The sequence below is a fragment of the Gemmiger qucibialis genome (assembly GCF_027689445.1).
Lineage (GTDB): Bacteria > Bacillota > Clostridia > Oscillospirales > Ruminococcaceae > Gemmiger > Gemmiger qucibialis.
The window spans coordinates 765,230-788,103 of the sequence record NZ_JAQFEN010000001.1 but is presented as its reverse complement, the minus strand read 5'-3'; the positions used below and the strand labels follow the sequence as shown (position 1 = coordinate 788,103).

Below are 22,874 nucleotides of genomic sequence, written 5' to 3'. Positions count from 1 at the left end.
CGCCGCCCAATGGTTTTAGGAATCTTTTTTAATCACCACGGCCCGCCGCCCCAGCTGGCGGTAAATTTTCATGAACTGGACACGCGGTACCACACGGTTAAAATCCAGCGGGTCTGCCACCACAAAGTTCTGGTCATCCATGCCGCACAGCACCATACAGTGCAGGGTGTGCAGCACCTCGTGCCGCCGCCCACCGGGCAGGTCGTATTCACCGCAGGGGTCGTGCTGGATATCGCCAAAATGCAGCGTTGCCCAAAAGATGACCGGGTTCCCGGCCTGCAGCTGGGATGCCAGTTCGGCTTCCTCGGCACCGGTCAGATCATAAGCGCGGCAGCTGCTGCCCTGCACAGCCAGGTAGGCGTTCGCCGCCTGCACAATCGGCCCCGCAAAGCAGTAATAGCCGGTTTCGGGGCTGCCATCGTCCAGGTGAGGATTGCCCATATAAACCTCGTCGGGGTCTGCGCCGTACCACTGGGCGCTGCGCGGCAGATAGTGGTCGACCAGTTCGCACTTATCCGGGGCAAAGCCCAGGTAGTGCAGCACTTCGCAGCAGCTGGTAATTTCGCAGCCGTTGGGCAGCTCCGGGTTTTGCAGGATCTGGGGAACTGGCAGCAGGATGGATGCCATAAAAGCGCCTCGCAATCATACGATTATTTCCGTTTTGATTGTACCAGATTTCACTGGGAAAGGAAAGCCGCAGTATCCGCTCAGTCTGTTATAATTTATAGGGCAATACCGCATAATTCTAAGTGCCGATACGGCGAGCGAGGTGCGGCAGATGCTAAGCCAAAAGCGCAGATAATACTGGATGTCTTATCGAGCATTTTGGCAACGCAGATGCCGTGCCGCAGCCGCCGAAGCGGTGCTTAAGCCGCTAGGCGGGAATTGTGCGGTGTTGCCATAGATAAATACAAAATGTATACCATGGAGGGGATTTTATGAAAGTATGGGATATGCACTGTGATACCCTGGCCGAGCTGCGCTATGCCCAGCAGGCAGGCAAGCCCAAGAGCTTTTTGCACAATGATTTAATGATGGATCTGGAACGCATGAAACAGGGCGACTATCTGCTGCAGTGTATGGCTTGCTTTGTTCACCTGGAACCGGAACGGGAAAAAAGCCCCCTGCTGGCCTGCCTGGAAGAAATCGACATTTTCTACCGCCTGCTGGAACAGTATCCCGATGACCTGATGCAGGTGCGCACTGCGGCGGACATCCAGACGCTACTCACCTCCGGCAAGCGCGGCATGATGCTGACCGTTGAAGAAGGTGGTGCCTGCCTGGACAGCCTGGGTGCGTTGCGGGATCTGTACCGCCTTGGCGTGCGGATGATGACCCTGACCTGGAACTTCAAGAACGGCTTGGCCGAACCCAACATTGTACCTGGCACCGATGACATGTGGCCCCGCCCGGCCAACACCACCGGAGGCCTGACCGAAAAAGGCTTAGAATTTGTGGAGGAGATGCAGCGCCTGCATATGCTGGTGGATGTTTCTCACCTATCGGACGCCGGTATCTGGGATATTCTGCGGGTGGCAAAGCGGCCTTTTGTTGCCAGCCATTCCAACGCGCGCGCCTGCTGCCCTCATGTGCGCAACCTGACGGACGAGATGCTGACCGCCATGGGCGAAAAGGGCTGCCTGATTGGCCTGAACTACTGCGCTTCCTTCCTGGATACAAATCCCGACCGCAGCCAGGTCAGGAGCCGCATCACCGATATGGCCCGCCACGCCCGCTATATTATGGATAAGGCCGGTGAGGACTGCCTGGCCTTGGGCAGCGATTTTGACGGCATTGACGGCGACCTGGAAATTGCCGGTGCGCAGGACATGCCCAAGCTGGCCGAGGGGCTGAAAAAAGAGGGTATCCCCGAGCGTGTGGTGGAAAAGATTTTTTACGGCAACGCCGTGCGCTTTTTCAGCGAGAACCTGTAACGCTACCAAAATAAAAGGAGAACCATTATGCCGCATCCTGAATTGACTTTGGAACGCCGCATTGATGCAGAGCTGTGCGGGCTGGACGCCAAAATGTGCGTATACGCAGATGACCTGCATGGCCATGTGGTGGAGCGTGGGGCTGATGATGAGTTTGAATCGGCATCCACGATCAAGATTTATATTCTGGGCTGTCTGTACGCCCAGGCGGAAGCCGGCAAAGCCAGCCTGGATGCCGAACTGACCTATGAAGCCCGGCATTTTGTGGACGGCTCCGGCCTGATCCGGTCCTTAGGCGAAGGTGCCAGGCTGCGCGCCCGCGATGTTGCCACCCTGATGATCGTTGTCAGCGACAACATTGCCACCAACATGCTGATCGACTATCTGGGGTTGGATACCATCAATGCGTTTATCCGCAGCATTGGCTGCACCCACACCAAGCTCCACCGCAGCCTGCGCAGTGATAATTGGAGCGAAAAGCTGGGTACCATTACCCCGCGGGATATGGGCCGCTTTTTTGCCCTGTTGGCAAAGGGCGAGCTGGTCAGCCCCCAGGCCAGCGATGCCATGCGCAATGTGTTCCGCCATCAGCACTACAACACCATGCTGGCGGGCAGCATCCCCCCGTATTACACCGACCCCGAAGAATCCCACGTGGATCCGGATCTGATCTATGTAGCCAGCAAAAGCGGCTCCATGGATGCCTGCCGCAATGACGGCGGCCTGATCCACACGCCTTACGGGGATTATGTTCTGGTAATGATGTGCACCGACTTTGCCAACAAGCTGGAAGTAAACGACCACCCCAGCGTGATTTACGGCAACCGTGTCAGCCGCATGCTGTTTGACCAGTACCTGGCGCTGGAGGGTAGTTTTGTAAAGTAAGTGGAGGGCGTATTCGAAAACGATTTTGACGTTCTTGGATACGGCTTGTACCAAGCAATAGTATGGCCTATGCGGCAAAGTTGCGGAACGGTCGAGACCGTTCCCTACAGAGCATTTTGTTGTGCACGACCAACCAATAAACGCTCTGTAGGGCGCGATGCATCGTCCCGCACGCCGGGCCTTGCCCAATATTTCATTCAATCACCTGCCGCACACCCTGCGGGTGCATTTCACCCCAAAACCAAACCGACCGCAAGGCGATGCTGCTCGCCCCTGCGGTCGGTTTTACGATTTATATTTGTATCTGATTTACCCCTTCACGCCGGTGGTTTCATCAAAATGGTAGGTGGAACCCTCAATGGTGTGCCAGCCTTTGTACATGGCGCCGGTGGTCAGGTCGTAATACCAGGTTTTACCGTCCTGGGTGTACCAGCCCTTGATCATGTGGCCGTTGGCATCGTACCGCACCCATTTGCCGCCGTTGGAATCCTGGTATACTTCCTTGCTGGTGGCCTTGGCACCCTGCTGTACGTTGTCCAGCCAGTACCAGGCACCGCTGGCGGGGTCGTAAATCTCCTTGCCGCGGTAATTGCTGCTGCCCGGCTGCCAGCCCTGGCGCACCCAGCTTTCATACCAGAAGCTCTTGCCGTTGCCGTCTGTGACCCAGAAGTTGGTCAAAGCACCGCTTTTCATTGTGCCGTAAACCGGGTCAAAGTAATACAGCGAGCCATTGATGGACACATTGCCGTACTGCATAATGCCGGTGGTCAGGTCATAGTAGACCTTGCGGCCATCCGGCAGGGTCCACGGGCCGTGGATCATGGCACCGGTGACAGGCTCAAAGTAATACCAGTTGCCGTTCTGGCAGTTTTCGCCTTTGATCATGTGGCCGTTTTCATCATAGCGCACCCACTTGCCGCCATCCGATTCCTGGTAGACATCTTTGTTCACGGCTTTTGCGCCGCCGTCCACGGCATCCAGCCAGTACCAGGCATCGCTGGAGGCATCATAGATTTCTTTGCCGCGGCCGGTGGTGCCCTGCTTTACGCCGTTCTCGTACCAGTAATCGCGGCCGTTCTCGCTGCGCCAGCCGGTATAGCCGCCGGTGCTGCCGTTCTGGTACTTGGGCCAGAAGGTATCGCGCGCCAGCGTTCCGCGGGAATCGCAGCGGGTGGTATCAGAGGTGTTGCCGCCCAGTTCATACACGCGGCACCATTCGTACCCAGCATGATAAGCACCGTTGGCATCATTGCTGATACCATACATGTAAGAGCGCAGGCTGGAAAGGCTGTTCAGCTCATATTCCAAAAAGCGCATCTGGCCGTACAGGGTATGCCAGTCCAGGCCGTTGTTGTTGCAGTAGTTCTGCAAATTGGTCCAGCGGTCGCCGTACCACTGGCACAGGCCGTATGCGGTGCCGTAGTCATTGGTAATGTCCACATAAAAACGGGATTCGCGGTACATGCTGGCCATCACGCCGCTGGCGGCGGCGCTGTTCATGCCCATGGTGCCGGTCAGGTAGTTGTAAACATCCCGCTCGTTGGCGGCAACATCTTCATTGGTGTTATAAGAAGCGTCATACGTTGCGGCGTCTTCCTGGACGATATCGCCGGAGTATTCGGCAATGCCGGTGTCAGCGGTATCAAACATGGGCATCAGCGGGGTCAGGCTGCCGGCAGTTTCCGGCGTGGCGGCTTCGGCACCCGCCGAAAGCGCCAGCGCCATGGCGGCAGCCACGGCGGCGATCAGGGTCAAAAACTTACGTTTCAATGCTGCACCTCCTTAGAATGGTAAACAACCTTGATGATGAACGATCTGCGGGCCTGATACCAAAACAGCTCCCGACTGGAAGCAATCGGGAGCTGTAAAGCTCGGTGGAACCGCGGAACGCTTAGTTGTAGCGGCGCTCCTTGATCTCGGTCACGATATTGTTGATGAAGGCATCCAGCTCCTGCGTGGTGGTTTCGCCCTTGCGATCACGCACACTGATGTTGCCAGCCTCGGCCTCCTTAGCGCCCAGCACCAGCATGTAGGGCACGCGGTCAACTTGCTGGGCTTCACGGATCTTGTAACCGATCTTCTCATTGGATTCATCCAGCACAACACGCACACCGGCAGCGGTCAGCTTGTCGGCAACGGTGCGGGCGTAATCCAGCGTCTTTTCGCTGACGGGCAGAACCTTGACCTGGGTGGGAGCCAGCCAGGTGGGGAAGCGGCCCTTAGTCTCTTCGATCAGATAAGCCATGAAGCGGTCCAGAGAACCCAGGATGGCACGGTGCAGCACAACGGGGGTCTTCTCGCTGCCGTCCTTGTCGATGTAGGTCAGGTGGAACTTGGCAGGCAGGCAGAAGTCCAGCTGGCAGGTGGACAGGGTGTACTCTGCACCGACAGCGGGCTTAACGTTGACGTCCAGCTTCGGGCCATAGAAAGCAGCTTCGCCGATCTCCTCGGTAAAATTGATGCCCAGCTCGGTCAGAACTTCGCGCAGAGCGTTCTCGGCATGGTTCCACATGGCGTCGTCGTCATGGTACTTCTTCTTGTCGGCGGGGTCACGCAGGGACAGCACGCAGCGGTAATCGGTGATGTTGAAATCCTTGTAGACGTCAAAGATCAGGCTGCAGACATTGGCAACTTCGCTCTTGATCTGCTCCGGGGTGCAGAACAGGTGGGCGTCGTTCTGGCAGAAATGACGGCCGCGCTCAATGCCTTTCAGGGTGCCGCTGGACTCATAACGGAAGTCGTGGGCAATTTCGCCAATGCGGATGGGCAGCTGGCGGTAGCTGTGCGGGCGGTTGGCGTAGATCATCATGTGGTGGGGGCAGTTCATCGGGCGCAGAACATAGCTTTCACCCTCCATCTCCATGGCGGGGAACATGTTCTCACGGTAATGATCCCAGTGGCCGGAAGTCTTGTACAGGTTCACGGTGCCGATGCAGGGGGTCATAACGTGCAGGTAGCCGCGCTCGCGCTCCTTGCCCTTGATGTAATCTTCCAGCTGCTGCCAGATGATGTAGCCGTTGGGCAGGAACATGGGCAGGCCGCGGCCAACCAGGTCGTCGGTCATGAACAGGCGCATTTCCTTGCCGATCTTGCGGTGGTCGCGCTCGCGGGCTTCCTGCTGCTGCTTTTCCCAGGCTTCCAGCTCTTCCTGGTTGCGGAAAGCAACGCCGTTGATGCGGGTCAGCATCTTGTTCTCTTTGTCATTCTTCCAGTAAGCGCCGCTCTGCTGGGTGATCTTGAATGCCTTCAGAGCCTTGGTGTAGGTCAGGTGGGGTCCGATGCACATATCAACGTACTCGCCCTGCTGGTAGAAGCTGAACTCGGTCTCATCGGCCAGGTCGTCCATATGCTCCAGCTTATAGTGCTCCTGGCGCTCGGTCATCAGCTTCACAGCTTCATCGCGCGGCAGGATGAACGGCTTGATGGCAAGGTTTTCCTTGCAGATCTTCTTCATTTCCTTTTCAATGTTGGCAAGGTCTTCATCGCTCAGTTTGGTATCGCCCAGGTCAACATCATAGAAAAAGCCGTTTTCGGTAGCGGGGCCAAAGGCAAAGTCGGCCTGCGGATACAGGCGCTTGATGGCCTGTGCCATAATGTGGGCAGCCGTATGGCGCAGAACGTGCAGTTCTTCTTCTTTCGGGCATTCGGCAACAGTGCCGTCTTTGTAAATGATTTTCATTGGTAAACGCTCCTTTGGGTAAACAAAAATGCTCCATCCCATTCTTGACCATAAACGGGATGAAGCATACAAATTCATACTCCACGGTTCCACCCGAATTGGACGCGGCAAAGCATCCCACTCGTAAAACAAAGGCCCAAAGCCCTGTTTTGTAAGCGCCGGTAACGGGGCGCTACCCCGGCGAAGGTTCGCCTTCGCACTCGGCAGTGGTAACTGTGCTGACCGCCTGCAAAACCGCTTACACCACGCCAAATTCGGCGGCGGTTCTCTCTTTTGCGCGTTCCAGCATGTATTGTCTGCCTCAACGTTTTATTCAGGATGAAGTTGCCTTTACTATATACCACCCCGGCGGGGAAGTCAAGGGGGCAGCGCAAAATTTTACACCGTAACAAAATATGACCTTGGCCTAGAACTGTGATATGATGGAAAAAACGGGCCGCACCCGGCAGGGGCTCCCGGCCCGCTTTGCCATCGGCTACTCCCAATTCATCATAAGAATACAGACAGGGCCCCTGCTTTGAAACTGGCAGGCAGCCCCGCAGGTGCATTTCTGCCAATTTTTGTGCCAGGTGGGAACGTTCACGGTGTTGTAACAATTCCTTGACAATTCCCTGCAATGTAGCTACAATATTAAATAGGACTTAAGGGTGTCGCCCATCGGGAACGCCGCTTTTCAGATATTTGTTTTACCGCCGCAAATTTGGCGTTTTTTCGTTTTATTTGTGTATATGGGGCTTGAGGTGTATCCGCTTTTGGGTATGCTTTGGATTATCGCCCCATTTTGTATAGAATATCGCAGGCAGTATTTGAACCGCAAAGGTCAGCCCCTTGCGCTGTAAGATGCTGGCAGTGTACCCATGGTAGCTGCCAGATAAAACAGGCGCGGGCTGCCCGGGCTTTTCAGGTATGCCAGAAATAAAAGCGTTCCGCTTGTGCTACACCCTCCTGCATTTGATTTGAGTTTTGTAAGGAGTGAAACTGCCATGCCCCCAATTTTGATGTGGGTGCTGGTTGTCGTTGCCGCTGCCGTGTGCGGGGCGCTTGGTTATTATTTTGGCGGGGAAAACCGGAAGCGTACCGCTGAAGCCAAGATCGGCTCTGCCGAAGAGGAAGCCAAACGCATCGTGAACGATGCCATCAAGGCTGCCGAGCAGAAGCGCAAGGAAACCATCATCGAGGCCAAAGACGAGGCGTTCAAGCTGAAAGCTGACGCCGACAAGGAAATCAAGGACCGCCGCGCGGAGATCAGCCGCCAGGAACGCCGCATGGACCAAAAGGAGGAAGCGCTGGATAAGCGCACCGCCGCCATGGAGCGCAAGGAAGAGGACCTGAAAAAGCGCGGCGAACTGGTGGAAGCCCGCCTGGACGAGCTGGAACAGCTCAAGCTGCGCCAGACCGAAAAGCTGGAAACCATCGCCGCCATGACCCAGGAAGATGCCCGCGCCGTGTTGTTGAAGAACATTGACGATGAGCTGACCCACGAAAAGGCCATGAAGATCAGCGCCTATCAGGCTAACATGAAGGACGAATGTGATGCCATCGCCCGTGAGCTGGTCGGCCAGGCCATTGCCCGCTGCGCAGCCGATGCCACCAGTGAAGCCACCGTCAGCGTGGTGCCGCTGCCCTCTGACGAGATGAAGGGCCGCATCATTGGCCGCGAGGGCCGCAACATCCGCGCTCTGGAAACTGCCACTGGCTGTGACCTTATTATTGACGATACGCCGGAAGCCATCACCCTTTCCAGCTTTGACCAGACCCGCCGTGAAGTGGCCCGCATGGCCCTGGAGCGCCTGATCGCCGATGGCCGTATCCACCCGGCCCGCATTGAGGAGACCGTGGATAAGTGCCGCCGCGAACTGGAAATTCAGATGAAGCGCGAGGGTGAAAAGGCTGTGATGGACCTTGGTATCCACAGCCTGCATCCCGATTTGGTCAAGCTGATCGGCCGCCTGAAGTATCGCACCAGCTATGGCCAGAATGTGCTGAGCCATTCTCTGGAAGTGGCATGGCTGGCCGGCCTGATGGCTGGCGAGCTTGGCGTGAACGTTCAGCTGGCACGCCGCGCAGGCTTGCTGCATGATATCGGCAAGGCCCTTGACCATGAGATTGAGGGCAGTCATGTGCAGATCGGTGTGGATATCTGCAAGAAGTACCGCGAGAACCCGCAGATTATTCATGCAATCGAAGCCCACCACGGCGATGTGGAGCCCAAGACGGTGCTTGCCTTCATTATTATGGCAGCGGATGCCATCAGCGCAGCCCGCCCCGGTGCCCGCCGTGAAAACATGGAAAGTTATATCAAGCGTTTGGAAACGCTGGAAGCCCTGTGCAACGGCTTTGAGGGCGTTGAAAGCTCTTACGCCGTGCAGGCAGGCCGCGAGGTCCGCATCCTGGTCCAGCCGGATAAGGTTGGTGATGATCAGGTCATCCTGCTGGCCCGCCAGGTTGCCAAAAAGATCGAGGACGAGCTGGATTACCCCGGCCAGATCAAGGTCAGCGTGATCCGCGAAAGCCGCGCCACCGAGTACGCGAAATAACCAAAGCGAATAAAACAGATGCCGCACCTGGTATGGGTGCGGCATTTTGTATAAGCATTGATTTATCCCGTGGATGCTGCCATATGTTTAAGGCAACACCCGCACAATTCCCGCCTTGCGGCTTAAGCACCGCTCCGGCAGCTGCGGCACGGCATCTGCGTTGCCAAAATGCTCGATAATGTCGGGTTGCGGTACCCGCATCGTGCTTCGGGGGCAAAAGCCCCTCGCACTCTGCGACCGCTGCCCCTGCTTCGGTTCGCTGTTTCCGCCACTGGCGGCGCTCACCTTTGCAGCATCCAGTATTATCTGCGCTTTTGGCTTGGCATCTGCCGCACCTCGCTCGCCGTATCGGCACTTAGAATTATGCGGTATTGCCCTTATAATGTTTGTTGCACGTTATAAAATGTTTTGCAGGGAACGGTCTTGACCGTTCCGGGGCCTTGCGGCAAATGTGTTTTACGTTTTCCCTCGCAAATCTTGTTGGCTCTGCTCCCTCAATTTTCCCTCTTGCCAAGGGGCATAGAATACGATATAATAGAAAATAATTGTGCGGATTTATGCCCCTGTGGGATGGGCGGTGACGCACGGCAAATCAGGCGGCGCGGTATAGGCGCTGCCTATAGTTCGCCGCAACTGCGGTCACTGAAAAGGAGCGTCATCATGAAAGGTATCATCCTCGCCGGCGGTGCTGGTACCCGCCTGTACCCGCTGACCATGGTCACATCCAAGCAGCTTCTGCCTGTGTATGATAAGCCCATGATCTATTACCCGCTGTCTACCCTGATGCTGGCAGGCATCCAGGACATCCTGATCATTTCCACCCCAACCGATACGCCGCGCTTTGAAGCGCTGCTGGGGGATGGCAGCCAGTACGGCCTGCACCTGCAATATAAAGTGCAGCCCTCCCCGGACGGTCTGGCACAGGCCTTTATCCTGGGTGAAGAGTTTATTAACGGTGAGCCCTGCGCTATGGTGCTGGGCGATAATATTTTCTACGGCGCAGGTTTCTCCAAGCGGCTCAAGTCCGCTGCCGCCAACGCCGAAGCCGGCCGCAGCACTGTGTTCGGCTACTATGTCACCGATCCCGAACGCTTCGGTGTGGTGGCATTTGACGAAAACGGCCAGGCAACTTCCATTGAAGAAAAGCCCGCACAGCCCAAGAGCAACTATGCGGTTACCGGCCTGTATTTTTACAGCAAAGATGTGTGCGAAAAGGCAAAACAGGTAAAGCCCAGCGCCCGCGGCGAACTGGAAATTACCACCCTGAATGAGATGTACCTGCAGGAAGGCAAGCTGGATGTGCAGCTGCTGGGCCGCGGCTATGCCTGGCTGGATACCGGCACGATGGACAGCCTGGTGGAAGCCGCCGACTTTGTGCGCATGATTGAACAGCGCCAGGGCATTAAAATTTCCGCCCCGGAAGAGATTGCCTATAAATACGGCTGGATCAACCGCGGTAAACTGTTGGAAAGCGCCGAGCGCTATGGCAAAAGCCCCTATGGCCAGCACCTGCGCAATGTTGCCGATGACCGCCTGAAATATTGATGCGGTATAAAGAAAGAGGCACAAGATGAAAATTCTGATTACCGGCTGCCATGGACAGCTTGGAACCGAGCTGCAAAAACAGCTGGCCGATGAAGAATGCGCCCTTGGCCCGCTGCCGGAGCGCCTGCGCAAAGCAACGGTGATCGCCGTTGATGTGGATGAGCTGGATATTACCGACCGCGAAGCCACTGTGACCTATATCCGCCGCATCCAGCCGGATACCGTCATCAACTGCGCTGCTTTTACCAACGTGGATGGCTGCGAAACCAACCGCGATGCCGCTTACCGCGTCAACGCCCTTGGCCCGCGCAACCTGGCATTGGCATGCGAAAAGATCAATGCCCGCCTGATCCATATTTCTACCGACTATGTATTCTCCGGTACAGCCAACGGCGGTGTGGCGTTGGATGAAAGTGCCCTGCCCGCCCCCATTTCGGCCTACGGCCAGACCAAGCTGCTGGGCGAAACCTATGTGCAGCAGTTCTGCCGCCGCCACTTCATCGTGCGCACGGCTTGGCTGTACAGCTATTACGGCAAAAACTTTGTCAAAACTATGGTCAACCTGGCTAAAACGCATGACACCCTGAATGTTGTCAACGACCAGCTGGGCAACCCCACCAATGCGGTGGATCTGGCCTACCATATCTTAAAGCTGGCAGTCAGCCATGATTACGGCATTTACCACTGCACCGGCAGCGGCATTTGCAGCTGGTATGATTTCGCATCCGAGATCATCCGCCTGTCCGGCCTGCCGTGCACCGTAAAGCCCGTTACCAGCGCACAGTACAAAGAGATGAACCCCAAATCCGCAGACCGCCCGGCATGGAGCGCACTGGAAAACCGCGCCCTGCGGTGCAGTGTCGGCGATGACATGCGCGACTGGAAAGATGCAATTCAGGACTTTTTCAATAATTGGGATGGTAAATAAATGAAAACTTATCTTGTTACCGGCTGTGCCGGTTTTATTGGCTCCAACTTTGTCCACTATATGCTGGAAAAATACCAGGATATCCGCCTGGTCAACTTGGATAAGCTGACCTATGCCGGCAACCTGGAAAATCTGGAAGATATCAAGGACGATGCCCGCCATATCTTCGTCAAGGGCGATATCTGCGATAAGGCCCTTGTCACTGACCTGATCGCCAAATATGACCCGGATTACGTCATCAACTTTGCTGCCGAAAGCCACGTTGACCGCAGCATCCGCAACCCGGAAATTTTTGTTGAGTCCAATGTTCTGGGTACCGTTAACCTGCTGCAGTGCTGCAAGGATGCCTGGTACGATGCCGACGCCAAGACCTGGAAGGAAGGCAAAAAGTACCTGCAGGTTTCCACCGATGAAGTATACGGTGCCCTGGGCGCCGAAGGCTACTTTATGGAAACGACCCCGCTGTGCCCGCACAGCCCGTACTCCGCTTCCAAAGCCAGCGCCGATATGTTCGTGAAAGCATTCCATGACACCTATGGCATGCCCATCAACATTACCCGCTGCTCCAACAACTATGGTCCGTATCAGTTCCCCGAAAAGCTGATTCCGCTGCTCATCAACAACGCCAAGCACCACAAGACCTTGCCGGTTTACGGCGATGGTATGCAGATCCGTGACTGGCTGTATGTCATGGACCACTGCAAAGCCATTGATATGGTTGCTAACGGCGGCAAGGACGGCGAAGTTTACAATGTCGGCGGCCATAACGAGCGCCCCAACATCTTCATCGTCAAGACTGTCATCGAGCAGCTGCATGACCGCCTGAAGGACGAGGGCATCAGCGAAGAGCTGATCAAGCACGTGGCGGACCGCCTGGGCCATGACCGCCGTTACGGCATTGACCCCACCAAGATCAAGAACGATCTGGGCTGGTACCCCGAAACCCCGTTCGAGAAGGGCATTGTGCTGACCATTGACTGGTACCTGGCCCACGAAGAGTGGATGGACCACGTGACCAGCGGCAACTACCAGAAGTATTACGAGCAGATGTACAAAAACAAGTAATGCTGCCGCACATTTGTTAAATTCTGCAAAACACCCCGCCGCCGCTTTGCAAAGCGGCGGCGTTTGTGGTATACTAGTTCTGCTGTTTGTGACAGCAGAACAAAGAATAGTGAATAAAGAATAAATAATAATGAAGGTGAATCGCCGTGCCTGCGGCACAGCTTATAAAAATTGGGCGCTGCTTTTGGTAAGCAATCAAGCCTAACCCGGCGTGCGGAGCCTATTTTAATCATGCGCGCACGGCGCGCATACCACCATTATTCTTTATTATTTTTTAATTATTATTTTACTTGATTGATCTTGAGGTTTTTTTGAATGGCAATTTCCAGAGAAGAACAACTGCGCAATAACCGCCGCTTTTCACGCCAGATCGTGGGTGCAGTGGCAATCGTATTGATTATCATTGGTCTGTTTACCGTATTAAGCTGGGTGGTTGGCGTGCTGCGCAGCGCGTTGGATGATACCGAACGCCGCCAGAGCTATGCCGACCGTCTGTACGGTCTTGTCATGTTTGACACTATGCCGTTTGACGATGTGAGCAAGGTGGATCAGTCGGAGTTTTTACAGGCTGCCATCTGGGGCGCTGTGTACCAGATCCAAAAGCGGGATAACGGCCTGAGCGACTATGAGCGCGACAGCGAAACCGGCTCCATCATTCTGCCCAAACTGGAAGTTGACACCTACCTGACCAACCTGCTTGGCCCGGATTACAAGATCACCGATGGCTCTTTCCAGACCGAAGAGTTCAATTATACCTATGACGAGGAAAAGCAGGGCTATCTGGTTCCTGTTACCAGCATGGTGGCTATGTATACCCCGGAAGTGGAAAAGATTTCCACCCAGAGCGGCAAGACCTATGTGACGGTTGGCTATATCCCCACCATCAACAATAGCTCCAGCGGCGAGATCAACCTGACCGCCCCCACGGAGCCGACCAAGTATATGGACTATGTGTTCACCCGCGGCGAGGGCCGTAAGTGGTATCTGAGTGCATTGCAGGAAAGCGATATGCAGCCCGAAGTGTCTGCTTCGACCGCAGCCCCGACTACCGATTCCGGTGACCCGCAGGAGTTGGTGCAGAACAACCTGGATTCCACCGTGGCCGATACCGGCAATCCCACAGGTGATACCGCCGACGGCACCGCTGAACCGGACAGCACGGCGGACGACCAGACCGATGCCCAGAGCGAACCTGAAGCTGATACCGGGGATACCGGTGGGGATACGCAGGATAGTTCAGGTACGGAATAAGCTCCTGCTGACAAAACGATAATTTTGATGAAGCTGCACAGCCCAAACGCTGTGCAGCTTTTTGTATGGTAGGGCGGGGGCACCCGCCCCCCACTGAAGGCGGCCCGACCGTACAATAAAAATGTGTGATATACCTTGCCCCACAGTAGGGGAGCAGCGTCCCCGACACCGCAGACAAACCTTGCGGCAAATCTCATTATGGCAGATGTGCTAAAGCTCCGGAATGGTCAAGACGGCTCCCTACAGAGCAAGGTATCATGTGTACCAAACAGAAAAACGACCGGTGGAACAGCCAGCCCTCTGGCCGCCGCAGAGAAACGCTGCCAATGCATAAAACATGCCGCCGCGCAGTTATACTACCCCTACACAACATCAGCTCAACAACAAAAATGACAAAACAGACTGCAGAAGACCGTGCTTTTTTGATTGACAAAACAAGCGCGGCGTGATAATATGATAGCTGTACATTGCCCTGTATTTTTAACGTTGAACAGATGTTAAATACTTGTGCAATGGCAACACGGAAAAGTAGGAGAACATAGCATGAGACGGACTTTGGCAGCGCCGGGCCTTGCAGCTGTGCTGGGTATGGCATTGCTGCTGACCGCTTGCGGTAAAACAAACGCACATAACAATACGGCAGGCGAAACGGTCAGCACGGCACTGTTTGACTTCTCCATTACGGATGTCAGCCTGGTGGAAAGCTACCCCGGTATTGATATCCCGGATGGCGAATGCCTGGTGCGCATGCGCCTGAACATCAAGAACACCAGCAGCCAGACCTACACGATGTTCCTGCAGGATTTCCAAATCCAGTGGGGCGAGGGCGACAGCGATTACGGCACCTGCCTGAACGCAGTGGATGATACCATGATGCCGTATGCTTATGAGCTGACCCCCGGCCAGGAGCGCAGCGACTGGCTGATGGCTGAAATCCCCGATGGCAGCACCAGCTGCACCATTGCGTATCAGGAATACAAGACCGATGGCAGCAAAGGCGATGCCTACTTTGTGGAGGCAGCGCTGTGAGCCAGCAGTCGCGCATTCTTGCAGGGGTGTTTTGCTCCGGTATGGCGGCGGCGTTGATTGCTATGGCGGCACTGCAGCTGCCCAACTGGCTGCAGCAGCGCAAGATGGAAAGCGAGAGCCCGCCGGTGATGCAGACTGCAGAACCAGAGCAGACGCCGGAGCCGCAGGTTACCGCGGCCCCCACCGTGCAGCCCGCCGTTACCCCGGAACCGCGGGATTTTACCGCACTACTGGAGCGTAACCCCGAAGTGATTGGCTGGATCAAGATCGACGATACCGATGTTGACCTGCCGGTGATGCAAAGAGAAGGGGACAACAGCTACTACTTAAAGCACGACCTGGATGGCAACTGGGATGACCTGGGCCTGCCATACCTGGATTATGAGTGCGATATCCAGCAAAGCCGCCATTTGATCCTGTACGGCCACAACATGGGCGTGGGGGATACGGTGCGGTTTTCCAGCCTGCAAAATTACCGCGAGCCGGAATATTATCAGGAACACCCGGTCATTGAGCTGGACAGCCTGAACGGTGGCCAGTACTACAAGATCGTGGCAGTTTATGCAATTACCACGCGCGAAAGCGATGGCGATGTGTTCCACTTTAACCAGTATGTGAACTTTGCCGATGATGCGGCAGAGCAGGAATACCTGGATGAAGTGGCCAAGCGCGCGTTTTATACCACGGGCGATTATGCCCGCGCAGACGAACGGCTTTTGACATTGTGTACCTGTACCTATGAAATGTCGGATGCCCGCCTGCTGATTATGGCACGCCCGCTGCGGGACGGGGAAACGCTGACGGCGGATGAAGTTACCGTCAATCCGGACCCGCTGCTTCCAGCCCGCTGGCCGGCTGGGGCGTAAAATTTTTATTTGAATTCTGGGCACAAAGGCAACAGCAATCCGTACCTTTGCGTTTGGGATATAATTTTGGAAAGGGAGTAAAAATTATGCAAAAGACGAGCAGGTTTTCGCGTCTGCTTACGCTGGTTACGGCTGTTGCCTTGGCAGTTTGTCTGCCTGTATCGGCGTATGCAGAAACCGAGACCACCGAGGAAGCTGCTGCACCCGCAGTAGTGGAGGAGGCCGCACAGGACAACACCGCTGACGAAGCTGCAAGCGAAGACAGTGCTTCCTGTGTGCGCGTGGTGGATGTTACCATTTTTATGGACACCACCAAGGGCCATTTCGAGAGCGATCCCGACAATGTTGCCCTGACTTATCTGAATCGTGCCGAGTTTGAGGAGACTCCGATCACTCTGCCCACCGTTATCGCAAACGAGGGCTGGGAGTTCAAGGGCTGGGACGTTTGGGGCAAAGAGCACTTTGTCCTGGGCGCCGATGCTACTGAACTGGGCACCAGCGGCCTTGGTGCATTCCCGGTTGGCAGCCTGGTAGGCGGTATCTACCTGTACCCCATCTTTATGGAAGCTCCGAAGCCGGTTGAGCCTACTCCGACCACTCCGGTCGAGCCTACCCCGACCACTCCGGTTGAGCCTACCCCGACCACTCCGGTTGAGCCTACCCCGACCACTCCGGTTGAACCTACCCCGACCACTCCGGTCGAGCCTACCCCGACCACTCCGGTCGAGCCTACTCCGACCACTCCGGTCGAGCCTACTCCGACCACCCCGGTCGTGACCCCGACCACCCCGGTTATCCCGGAGACCACTCCGACCAATACTCCGGCAAACACCCCGACTGAGGAAACCAATACCCCGGACAATACTCCGACCAACACCCCGGATGTTACCAAGTCCAACACCCCCGCTGATAACTCCAGCAAGATCATCCCGCAGACCGGCGTTTCCAGCACCAACAGCAACTCTGTTGCAGGTCTGGCCATCGTTCTGGTTGCCGCACTGGGCGGCGCTGCCGCTTACCTGTTCATCAACCGCAAGAAGCTGAACTGATAAGTGTAAAGTGATAGAGCTTTGAATTATTTAAAAACAGCCTTCGGCAAACGCCGAAGGCTGTTTTTGTGGTTGGGTAGCTTGAGCGAGCGACAACCACCAGCTAAGCTGGTGGAATAAAAACGGCTTTAGCCCTAGACAAAGAGAAACCTCCCCGTAGAATAGAGTGTGGGTTTGCCAACCACATTCTAGGAACAGAGAGGTTTATCTTTGAAATGAAAAATAACAAAGACGTAGATAGTTTAAGCCATACGACATGGAGATGTCAATACCATGTAGTGTTTGCACCGAAATATCGGAGAATGGTGATGTTGCAAATCCGAAAGTGTACAACGGCGTGATGAGAAAACTAGAAAGGCTACAAAATGAGTGAGTTTTTGGAAACTGTAATTAAGGCTGACGCTGGGCATGTTTGGCGCGTGCTAGATGAATTTATGGATGCGCTAAAAGAAACAAAACCGGACGTGTATAGGGATTTGGTGCACGACTTGCAAAGAAAATAGGCAAATGTGTACTAAAGTGTGTACTAACAAAAGAAAACACCGTAGATTTTAACGAATCTACGGTGTTTTCTATGGTGCGCGGTACAGGACTCGAACCTGTGACCTCCTGCACGTCAAGCAGATGCTCTACCAGCTGAGCTAACCGCGCATGTCCTTGCGACTTGTATACTATACCAAATCCAAGCAGAAAAAGCAAGCCCTTTTTTCGAAAAAAATGAAAAAATTCAGAAAACACATGAAATAGAACGCACCATCGCAAAAGAAATTTGCAAATGCGGAAGGGCTTTTCCTTGCCGCATACACGGCTTTGTGGTATACTGATACAGTTAAATGGGGATAGTGCACCCTTTTGCCGGTGCGGCGTTTCCTGAATAGATTCAAACACAGGGAAAGGGGATACTATGCGGGTCTTGGGCATCGACCCCGGCTATGCGATCGTGGGCTGGGGCGTTGTGGAATATGCAGGCAACCGTTTTGCGCCCATCGCTTACGGCGCAGTGTGTACCGATAAGGACACGCCGTTTGAACAGCGCCTGATTGAAATTTATGACGGCATCAAGGATATCTGTACCCGCTATCAGCCGGAAGCACTCTCCATTGAAAAGCTGTACTACCAGCATAACCAGACGACCGTCATCGGTGTGGCGGAAGCCCGCGGGGTAATTTTGCTGGCTGCCGCGCAGTGCGGCGTACCAATTTATGAGTACACCCCCATGCAGGTCAAGCAGGCTGTGACCGGGTATGGCAAGGCGGTAAAAAAGCAGATCCAGGAAATGACCCGCATCATGCTGCACCTGCAAACCATCCCCAAGCCGGACGATACAGCGGACGCCCTGGCCATGGCCGTAGCGCACTGTCACTGCTCCCGCAGCCGCCTGATGGGCACCGCCCCAAGATAAGGGTCGCAGGGCAAATAACCCGGCGCACGGCAACATAGAATCATAATGGTGTAAGAGCACATTTCAGGGCAACACCGCACAATTCCCGCCTGACGGCTTAAGCACCGCTCCGGCGGCTGCGGCACGGCATCTGCGTTGCCAAAATGCTCGATAATACACAAAGTATTATCTGCGCTTTTGGCTTAGCAGCTGCCGCACCTCGCTCGCCGTATCGGCACTTAGAATTATGCGGTATTGCCTTAGATATATCTTGGATAAGAAATAGGAACGAACGATGATTTATTCGCTGACCGGAAAAATCTTAAAGAAAACACTGGATACCGTGGTCATCAGCTGCGCTGGTGTGGGCTATGCGGTGCAGGTGCCCCTGACCACAGCCGAAAGCCTGCCCGCCTCCGGGCGGGAAGGCACGGTGTATACTGTGATGAACGTGACCGAAAACGATGTTTCGCTGTACGGTTTTGCCACCGAGGAGCAGCGCAGCTGCTTCAAGATGCTGACCAGCGTGAGCGGCGTTGGCCCCAAGGCCGGGCTGGCCATTTTGTCCATCATGACGCCGGAGCGCGTGGCACTGGCGGCGTCCAGCGGGGACCACAAGGCGTTTACCAAGGCGAACGGCGTTGGCCCCAAGCTGGCCCAGCGTATTGCTCTGGAACTGAAAGACAAAGTGGGCAAGGGCCTGGCGGACGGCACTGGCTTTGGCGGCGGGGCCGCCACAGCAGCGCCTGCTCCGTCCAGCGCACCCGCCCAGGCTGTGGCCGCGCTGGTGGCGCTGGGGTACAATACCTCGGATGCTGCTGCGGCTGTGGCCCGCATTGACGAAACCCTGCCGGTGCAGGATATTATCAAAATTGCACTGCGCGGGCTTTCGCGTGCGTAAAGGAGTGACCTGAATGAGCCAAAATACGGAATATACGGTGGATCCCAGCCGCCTGGTCAGCCCGGACGCCGCCCCGGCCGATGCCGCCGAGGAAGTCAGCCTGCGCCCCAAAACGCTGGATGATTATATCGGTCAGGAAAAGGCCAAAAACAATCTGCGCATTTACCTGCGCGCCGCCCAGCAGCGCGGGGAACCGATGGACCATATTCTGCTGTACGGCCCGCCGGGCCTTGGCAAGACAACGTTGGCCGGCATTGTGGCGCAGGAGATGGGCGTGCAGATCCGCATTACCTCCGGCCCGGCCATCGAAAAGCCCGGCGATCTTGCCGCTCTGCTGACCAATTTGCAGGAGGGTGATATCCTGTTCATTGATGAGATCCATCGCCTTTCCCGCCAGGTAGAAGAAGTGCTGTACCCCGCACTGGAGGATTACGCGCTGGATATTATGATCGGCAAGGGCCCCAGCGCCCAAAGCATCCGCATCAACCTGCCGCGGTTCACCCTGGTGGGCGCAACCACCCGCGCGGGCCAGCTGACCGGGCCTCTGCGTGACCGCTTTGGCATTCTGCTCAAGCTGGAACCCTACAGCCCGGATGAACTGGCTACCATCATCATGCGCAGCGCGGGCATTTTGAATATCCCCATCGACCGCCCCGGTGCGCTGGAGCTGGCCAAATGCGCCCGCGGCACCCCGCGTATTGCAAACCGCCTGCTCAAGCGCGTGCGTGACTTTGCCACCGTGGAGGGCGATGGGGCAATCGACGGCCCCACTGCTGTGGCAGCCCGCCGCCAGATGGATATTGACGAGCTGGGCCTGGATGAACTGGATCGCAGCGTGCTGCGTGCCATCATTGAGCTGTACGGCGGCGGTCCGGTGGGCCTGGATACCCTGGCGGCCAACCTTGGTGAGGAAAGTGTAACACTGGAAGATGTGTGCGAACCCTACCTGATGCAGATGGGGATGCTGACCCGCACCCCCCGCGGCCGCTGCGTGACCCGCCTGGCCTATGAGCATCTGAACATGCCCGTTCCCAAACACCTGCGCGCCGAAGACGCCGACGAGGTGGATGGGCAGCAGAGAATGTATTAAACAGGTAGGAGTTAGGAGCTTTTTGGCAGGGCAGGGCCGCAGGCCTTATTTTGAGCGGTGCGCAGCACCGCGGTCCACCAAAATTATTCTTTATTCATTGATAGTTCAATGTGTTGACTTTGATAGATGGAAAGGACTTGACGATATGGGTAAATTGTTTGGTACCGATGGTGTCCGCGGTGTGGCGGGCAAAGACCTGACTTGTGAATTGGCCCTGCAGATCGGCCGCGCAACTGCCGCAGAGCTGACCAGTCTGGACGGCCACCGTCCCCGTATTCTGATTGGCAAAGATACCCGTGTTTCCGGCGATATGCTGGAATGCACCCTGGCTGCCGGTTTGTGCAGCGTTGGCGCAGACGTTGACCTGCTGGGTGTGATCCCCACCCCCGGCGTGGCCTATCTGGTGCGCAAATACGGCGCAGACGCCGGTATTGTGATCTCCGCGTCCCACAACCCGATGGAGTTCAACGGCATCAAGATTTTCAAGGGCGATGGCTACAAGCTGCCCGATGAAGTAGAAAACCGCATTGAGGCTCATATCTTCAAAAACTGCGAGGATATCAAGATCTGTGATGGTGCCGAGATCGGCCGCGTTCACCGCCTGGATACCGCTGTGGATGACTATGTGGATGCTCTGGAGCAGCACATTGATGCAGATCTTTCCGGCCTGAATGTGCTGTTTGACTGCGCCAATGGTGCTTCTGCCAAGGTGGCGCAGAAACTGTTCCCCCGCCTGGGCTGCCAGTGCAGCTTTACCGGCACGCTGGATGACGGCGTTTCCGTCAACGATGGCTGCGGCTCCACCCACCTGGACCGGCTGGAAAAGAAGGTCGTGGAAGGCGGCTTTGACTGCGGCATTGCCTTTGACGGCGATGCAGACCGCTGCCTGGCCTGCGATGAAAAGGGCGCAGAGATCGACGGCGACAAGATCATTGCGCTGGTTGCCAAGGATATGAAAGACCGCGGCCGCCTGGACGGAAATACCGCCGTGGTGACGGTTATGTCCAACCTGGGCTTTATGAAGTATATGCAGTCCATTGGCATTGACACCGCCCGCACCGCTGTAGGCGACCGCTACGTGCTGGAAGAGATGCGCGCCCGCGGTTATGCCATCGGCGGCGAGCAGAGCGGCCATGTTATTTTCCTGCACCACTCCACCACCGGCGACGGTGAGTTGACCGCAGGCAAGCTGCTGAAGCTGCTGGCCCGCAAGCACCGCGAAGAGGGTACCAAGATGAGCGAGCTGAACGCCGTTTACACCAAGTTCCCGCAGGTGCTCATCAACCTGACTGCCGACAAGGAGCAGAAGCAGGCTTATAAAGAAGATGAATACATTGCCGGCTTTATTGAGAGCCAGCAGCAGAACCTGATGGGCATGGGCCGCGTGCTGGTGCGTGTTTCCGGCACCGAGCCCAAGATCCGCGTGATGGTGGAAGGCGAGGATATGGAAGCCATCCAGTCCAGCGCAGAGCGCATTGCCGATATGATCCGCCAGCGTATTCCGGGGGTGTGCTGATGCGCCCCGCCGATACCTGGGTCGATTACGAGCTGATCGACGCAACGAATCATAACCGCCTGGAACGCTGGGGCAAAACGCTGCTCATCCGCCCCGACCCGCAGATCATCTGGAAAAACGAGGAAGTCAGCCCCCTGTGGGCCAGGGCAGACGCCATCTATTACCGTTCCGCCAAGGGCGGCGGCCAGTGGGACTACCACAAAAAGCTGCCCCAGAAGTGGAACATCAAATGGCAGGACCTGACGCTGATCGTCAGCCCCACTGGCTTTAAGCATACCGGCGTCTTCCCGGAGCAGGCTGTGAACTGGGCCTGGTACCAGGAAAAGATCAAGGCTGCCGACCGTCCCGTCAAGGTGCTCAACCTGTTCGGCTACACCGGCGGCGCAACACTGGCCTGCCTGGCCGCCGGTGCCAGCGTGACCCATGTGGATGCTTCCAAAGGCATGGTAGCCTGGGCGCGGGAGAACGCCCAGGCCAGCAGCCTGGCTGACCGCTCCTGCCGCTGGATCGTGGATGACTGTGCCAAGTTTGTGCAGCGCGAGATCCGCCGCGGCAGCCGCTATGACGCCGTCATCATGGACCCGCCCAGCTATGGCCGCGGCCCCAACGGTGAGATCTGGAAGCTGGAAGATAACGTCTATGACCTCATCACCCTGACAGAACAGGTGCTCAGCGATAAGCCGCTGTTCTTTGCCATCAACTCCTACACCGAGGGCCTGAGCCCGGCGGTTATGGAGTATGTGCTCAAAACCACCCTCTGCCCCAAGGTGGGCGGCCACACCAGCTGCGATGAGATCGGCCTGCCCGTAACCGCCACCGGCGGCGTAGTGCCCTGCGGCGCTACCGCAGTGTGGGAAGAATGAGAGTTAGGAGTTAGGAGTTAATTAGGAATTAGGAATGAGCAATTAAAATTGCAATGCTCCGTAGGGGCGCACATTGTGCGCCCGCTAACCTTGCAGGATTAACTTTAGGGCAACACCGCACAATTCCCGCCTAACGGCTTAAGCACCGCTCCGGCGGCTGCGGCACGGCATCTGCGTTGCCAAAATGCTCGATAATACACAAAGTATTATCTGCGCTTTTGGCTTAGTAGCTGCCGCACCTCGCTCGCCGTATCGGCACTTAGAATGATGCGGTATTGCCTTAGCTCCTTTCAACTCCTCACTCTTACCTCCTAACTAAAAATTTTGGATCACACTATTATTCAGAATAGGGGAT

General features: G+C 56.0%; 18 protein-coding genes, 1 tRNA gene and 1 pseudogene. 16 read left to right on the top strand and 4 right to left on the bottom strand.

The window, feature by feature from the left end; genetic code table 11:
- Positions 1-15: 15 nt before the first annotated feature.
- A complete protein-coding gene (locus PG062_RS03560; RefSeq protein WP_270751178.1) occupies positions 16-627 on the bottom strand; it encodes a C39 family peptidase in 612 nt (203 codons plus the stop codon).
- Between the two features lie 311 nt (positions 628-938).
- Here PG062_RS03560 and PG062_RS03555 point away from each other — a divergent pair, with 311 nt between their 5' ends.
- Together PG062_RS03555 and PG062_RS03550 are read left to right on the top strand one after the other, a co-directional pair.
- Positions 939-1,934: a dipeptidase gene (locus tag PG062_RS03555; RefSeq protein WP_270751177.1), complete on the top strand. Its 996-nt coding sequence runs from the start codon at positions 939-941 to the stop codon at positions 1,932-1,934.
- A gap of 27 nt (positions 1,935-1,961) precedes the next feature.
- Positions 1,962-2,819, top strand: a complete 858-nt coding sequence (locus PG062_RS03550) for a serine hydrolase (protein ID WP_270751176.1) — start codon at positions 1,962-1,964, stop codon at positions 2,817-2,819.
- A gap of 309 nt (positions 2,820-3,128) precedes the next feature.
- On the opposite strand, the gene PG062_RS03545 is transcribed toward PG062_RS03550, so the two are convergent.
- Complete coding sequence (locus PG062_RS03545; RefSeq protein ID WP_114000689.1) at positions 3,129-4,589, bottom strand: phage tail tip lysozyme; 1,461 nt, start codon at positions 4,587-4,589, stop codon at positions 3,129-3,131.
- A 121-nt stretch (positions 4,590-4,710) separates the two neighbouring features.
- Entirely contained in the window at positions 4,711-6,498 is a 1,788-nt protein-coding gene (gene thrS / locus PG062_RS03540; RefSeq protein WP_270751173.1) for a threonine--tRNA ligase, read from the bottom strand.
- A 983-nt stretch (positions 6,499-7,481) separates the two neighbouring features.
- Between thrS and rny the strand changes: the two genes are divergently transcribed.
- The 9 genes and pseudogenes from rny to PG062_RS15950 all read left to right on the top strand — a co-directional run.
- The gene (gene rny / locus PG062_RS03535) at positions 7,482-9,035 is read left to right on the top strand and encodes a ribonuclease Y (RefSeq protein WP_114000687.1); all 1,554 of its coding nucleotides are present in this window, start codon (positions 7,482-7,484) and stop codon (positions 9,033-9,035) included.
- A gap of 660 nt (positions 9,036-9,695) precedes the next feature.
- Positions 9,696-10,580: a glucose-1-phosphate thymidylyltransferase RfbA gene (rfbA, locus tag PG062_RS03530; protein WP_114000686.1), complete on the top strand. Its 885-nt coding sequence runs from the start codon at positions 9,696-9,698 to the stop codon at positions 10,578-10,580.
- Between the two features lie 25 nt (positions 10,581-10,605).
- Complete coding sequence (gene rfbD / locus PG062_RS03525; RefSeq protein ID WP_270751170.1) at positions 10,606-11,508, top strand: dTDP-4-dehydrorhamnose reductase; 903 nt, start codon at positions 10,606-10,608, stop codon at positions 11,506-11,508.
- The gene (gene rfbB, locus PG062_RS03520) at positions 11,509-12,573 is read left to right on the top strand and encodes a dTDP-glucose 4,6-dehydratase (RefSeq protein ID WP_114000684.1); all 1,065 of its coding nucleotides are present in this window, start codon (positions 11,509-11,511) and stop codon (positions 12,571-12,573) included.
- Between the two features lie 315 nt (positions 12,574-12,888).
- Positions 12,889-13,824 carry an Ice-structuring protein gene (locus PG062_RS03515; RefSeq protein WP_270751167.1) on the top strand — a complete coding sequence of 312 codons (936 nt, stop codon included), beginning with the start codon at positions 12,889-12,891 and terminating at the stop codon, positions 13,822-13,824.
- Between the two features lie 543 nt (positions 13,825-14,367).
- The gene (locus tag PG062_RS03510; protein WP_114001212.1) at positions 14,368-14,853 is read left to right on the top strand and encodes a DUF4352 domain-containing protein; all 486 of its coding nucleotides are present in this window, start codon (positions 14,368-14,370) and stop codon (positions 14,851-14,853) included.
- A complete protein-coding gene (locus tag PG062_RS03505) occupies positions 14,850-15,719 on the top strand; it encodes a class B sortase (protein WP_270751165.1) in 870 nt (289 codons plus the stop codon). The genes PG062_RS03510 and PG062_RS03505 overlap by 4 nt, the downstream gene beginning before the upstream one ends.
- Positions 15,720-15,805: 86 nt before the next feature.
- Positions 15,806-16,768 carry an LPXTG cell wall anchor domain-containing protein gene (locus tag PG062_RS03500; protein WP_270751164.1) on the top strand — a complete coding sequence of 321 codons (963 nt, stop codon included), beginning with the start codon at positions 15,806-15,808 and terminating at the stop codon, positions 16,766-16,768.
- A gap of 215 nt (positions 16,769-16,983) precedes the next feature.
- Positions 16,984-17,076, top strand: a pseudogene (locus PG062_RS15950) (IS200/IS605 family transposase); the annotation flags it as partial.
- 267 nt (positions 17,077-17,343) lie between these two features.
- On the opposite strand, the gene PG062_RS03495 reads toward PG062_RS15950, so the two are convergent.
- Positions 17,344-17,419: transfer RNA gene (locus PG062_RS03495), tRNA-Val, on the bottom strand.
- A gap of 253 nt (positions 17,420-17,672) precedes the next feature.
- Between PG062_RS03495 and ruvC the strand changes: the two genes are divergently transcribed.
- From ruvC to PG062_RS03470, 5 genes are all read left to right on the top strand, one after another.
- Positions 17,673-18,170 carry a crossover junction endodeoxyribonuclease RuvC gene (gene ruvC / locus PG062_RS03490; protein ID WP_270751163.1) on the top strand — a complete coding sequence of 166 codons (498 nt, stop codon included), beginning with the start codon at positions 17,673-17,675 and terminating at the stop codon, positions 18,168-18,170.
- Positions 18,171-18,444: 274 nt separating this feature from the next.
- Complete coding sequence (ruvA, locus tag PG062_RS03485; RefSeq protein WP_270751161.1) at positions 18,445-19,050, top strand: Holliday junction branch migration protein RuvA; 606 nt, start codon at positions 18,445-18,447, stop codon at positions 19,048-19,050.
- Between the two features lie 13 nt (positions 19,051-19,063).
- On the top strand, positions 19,064-20,140 hold the full coding sequence (gene ruvB / locus PG062_RS03480) for a Holliday junction branch migration DNA helicase RuvB (protein WP_114000084.1): 1,077 nt from the start codon (positions 19,064-19,066) through the stop codon (positions 20,138-20,140).
- Positions 20,141-20,285: 145 nt separating this feature from the next.
- On the top strand, positions 20,286-21,656 hold the full coding sequence (gene glmM / locus PG062_RS03475) for a phosphoglucosamine mutase (RefSeq protein ID WP_270751160.1): 1,371 nt from the start codon (positions 20,286-20,288) through the stop codon (positions 21,654-21,656).
- Positions 21,656-22,519: a class I SAM-dependent methyltransferase gene (locus PG062_RS03470; RefSeq protein WP_270751159.1), complete on the top strand. Its 864-nt coding sequence runs from the start codon at positions 21,656-21,658 to the stop codon at positions 22,517-22,519. The genes glmM and PG062_RS03470 overlap by 1 nt, the downstream gene beginning before the upstream one ends.
- The last annotated feature ends 355 nt before the right edge of the window (positions 22,520-22,874 follow it).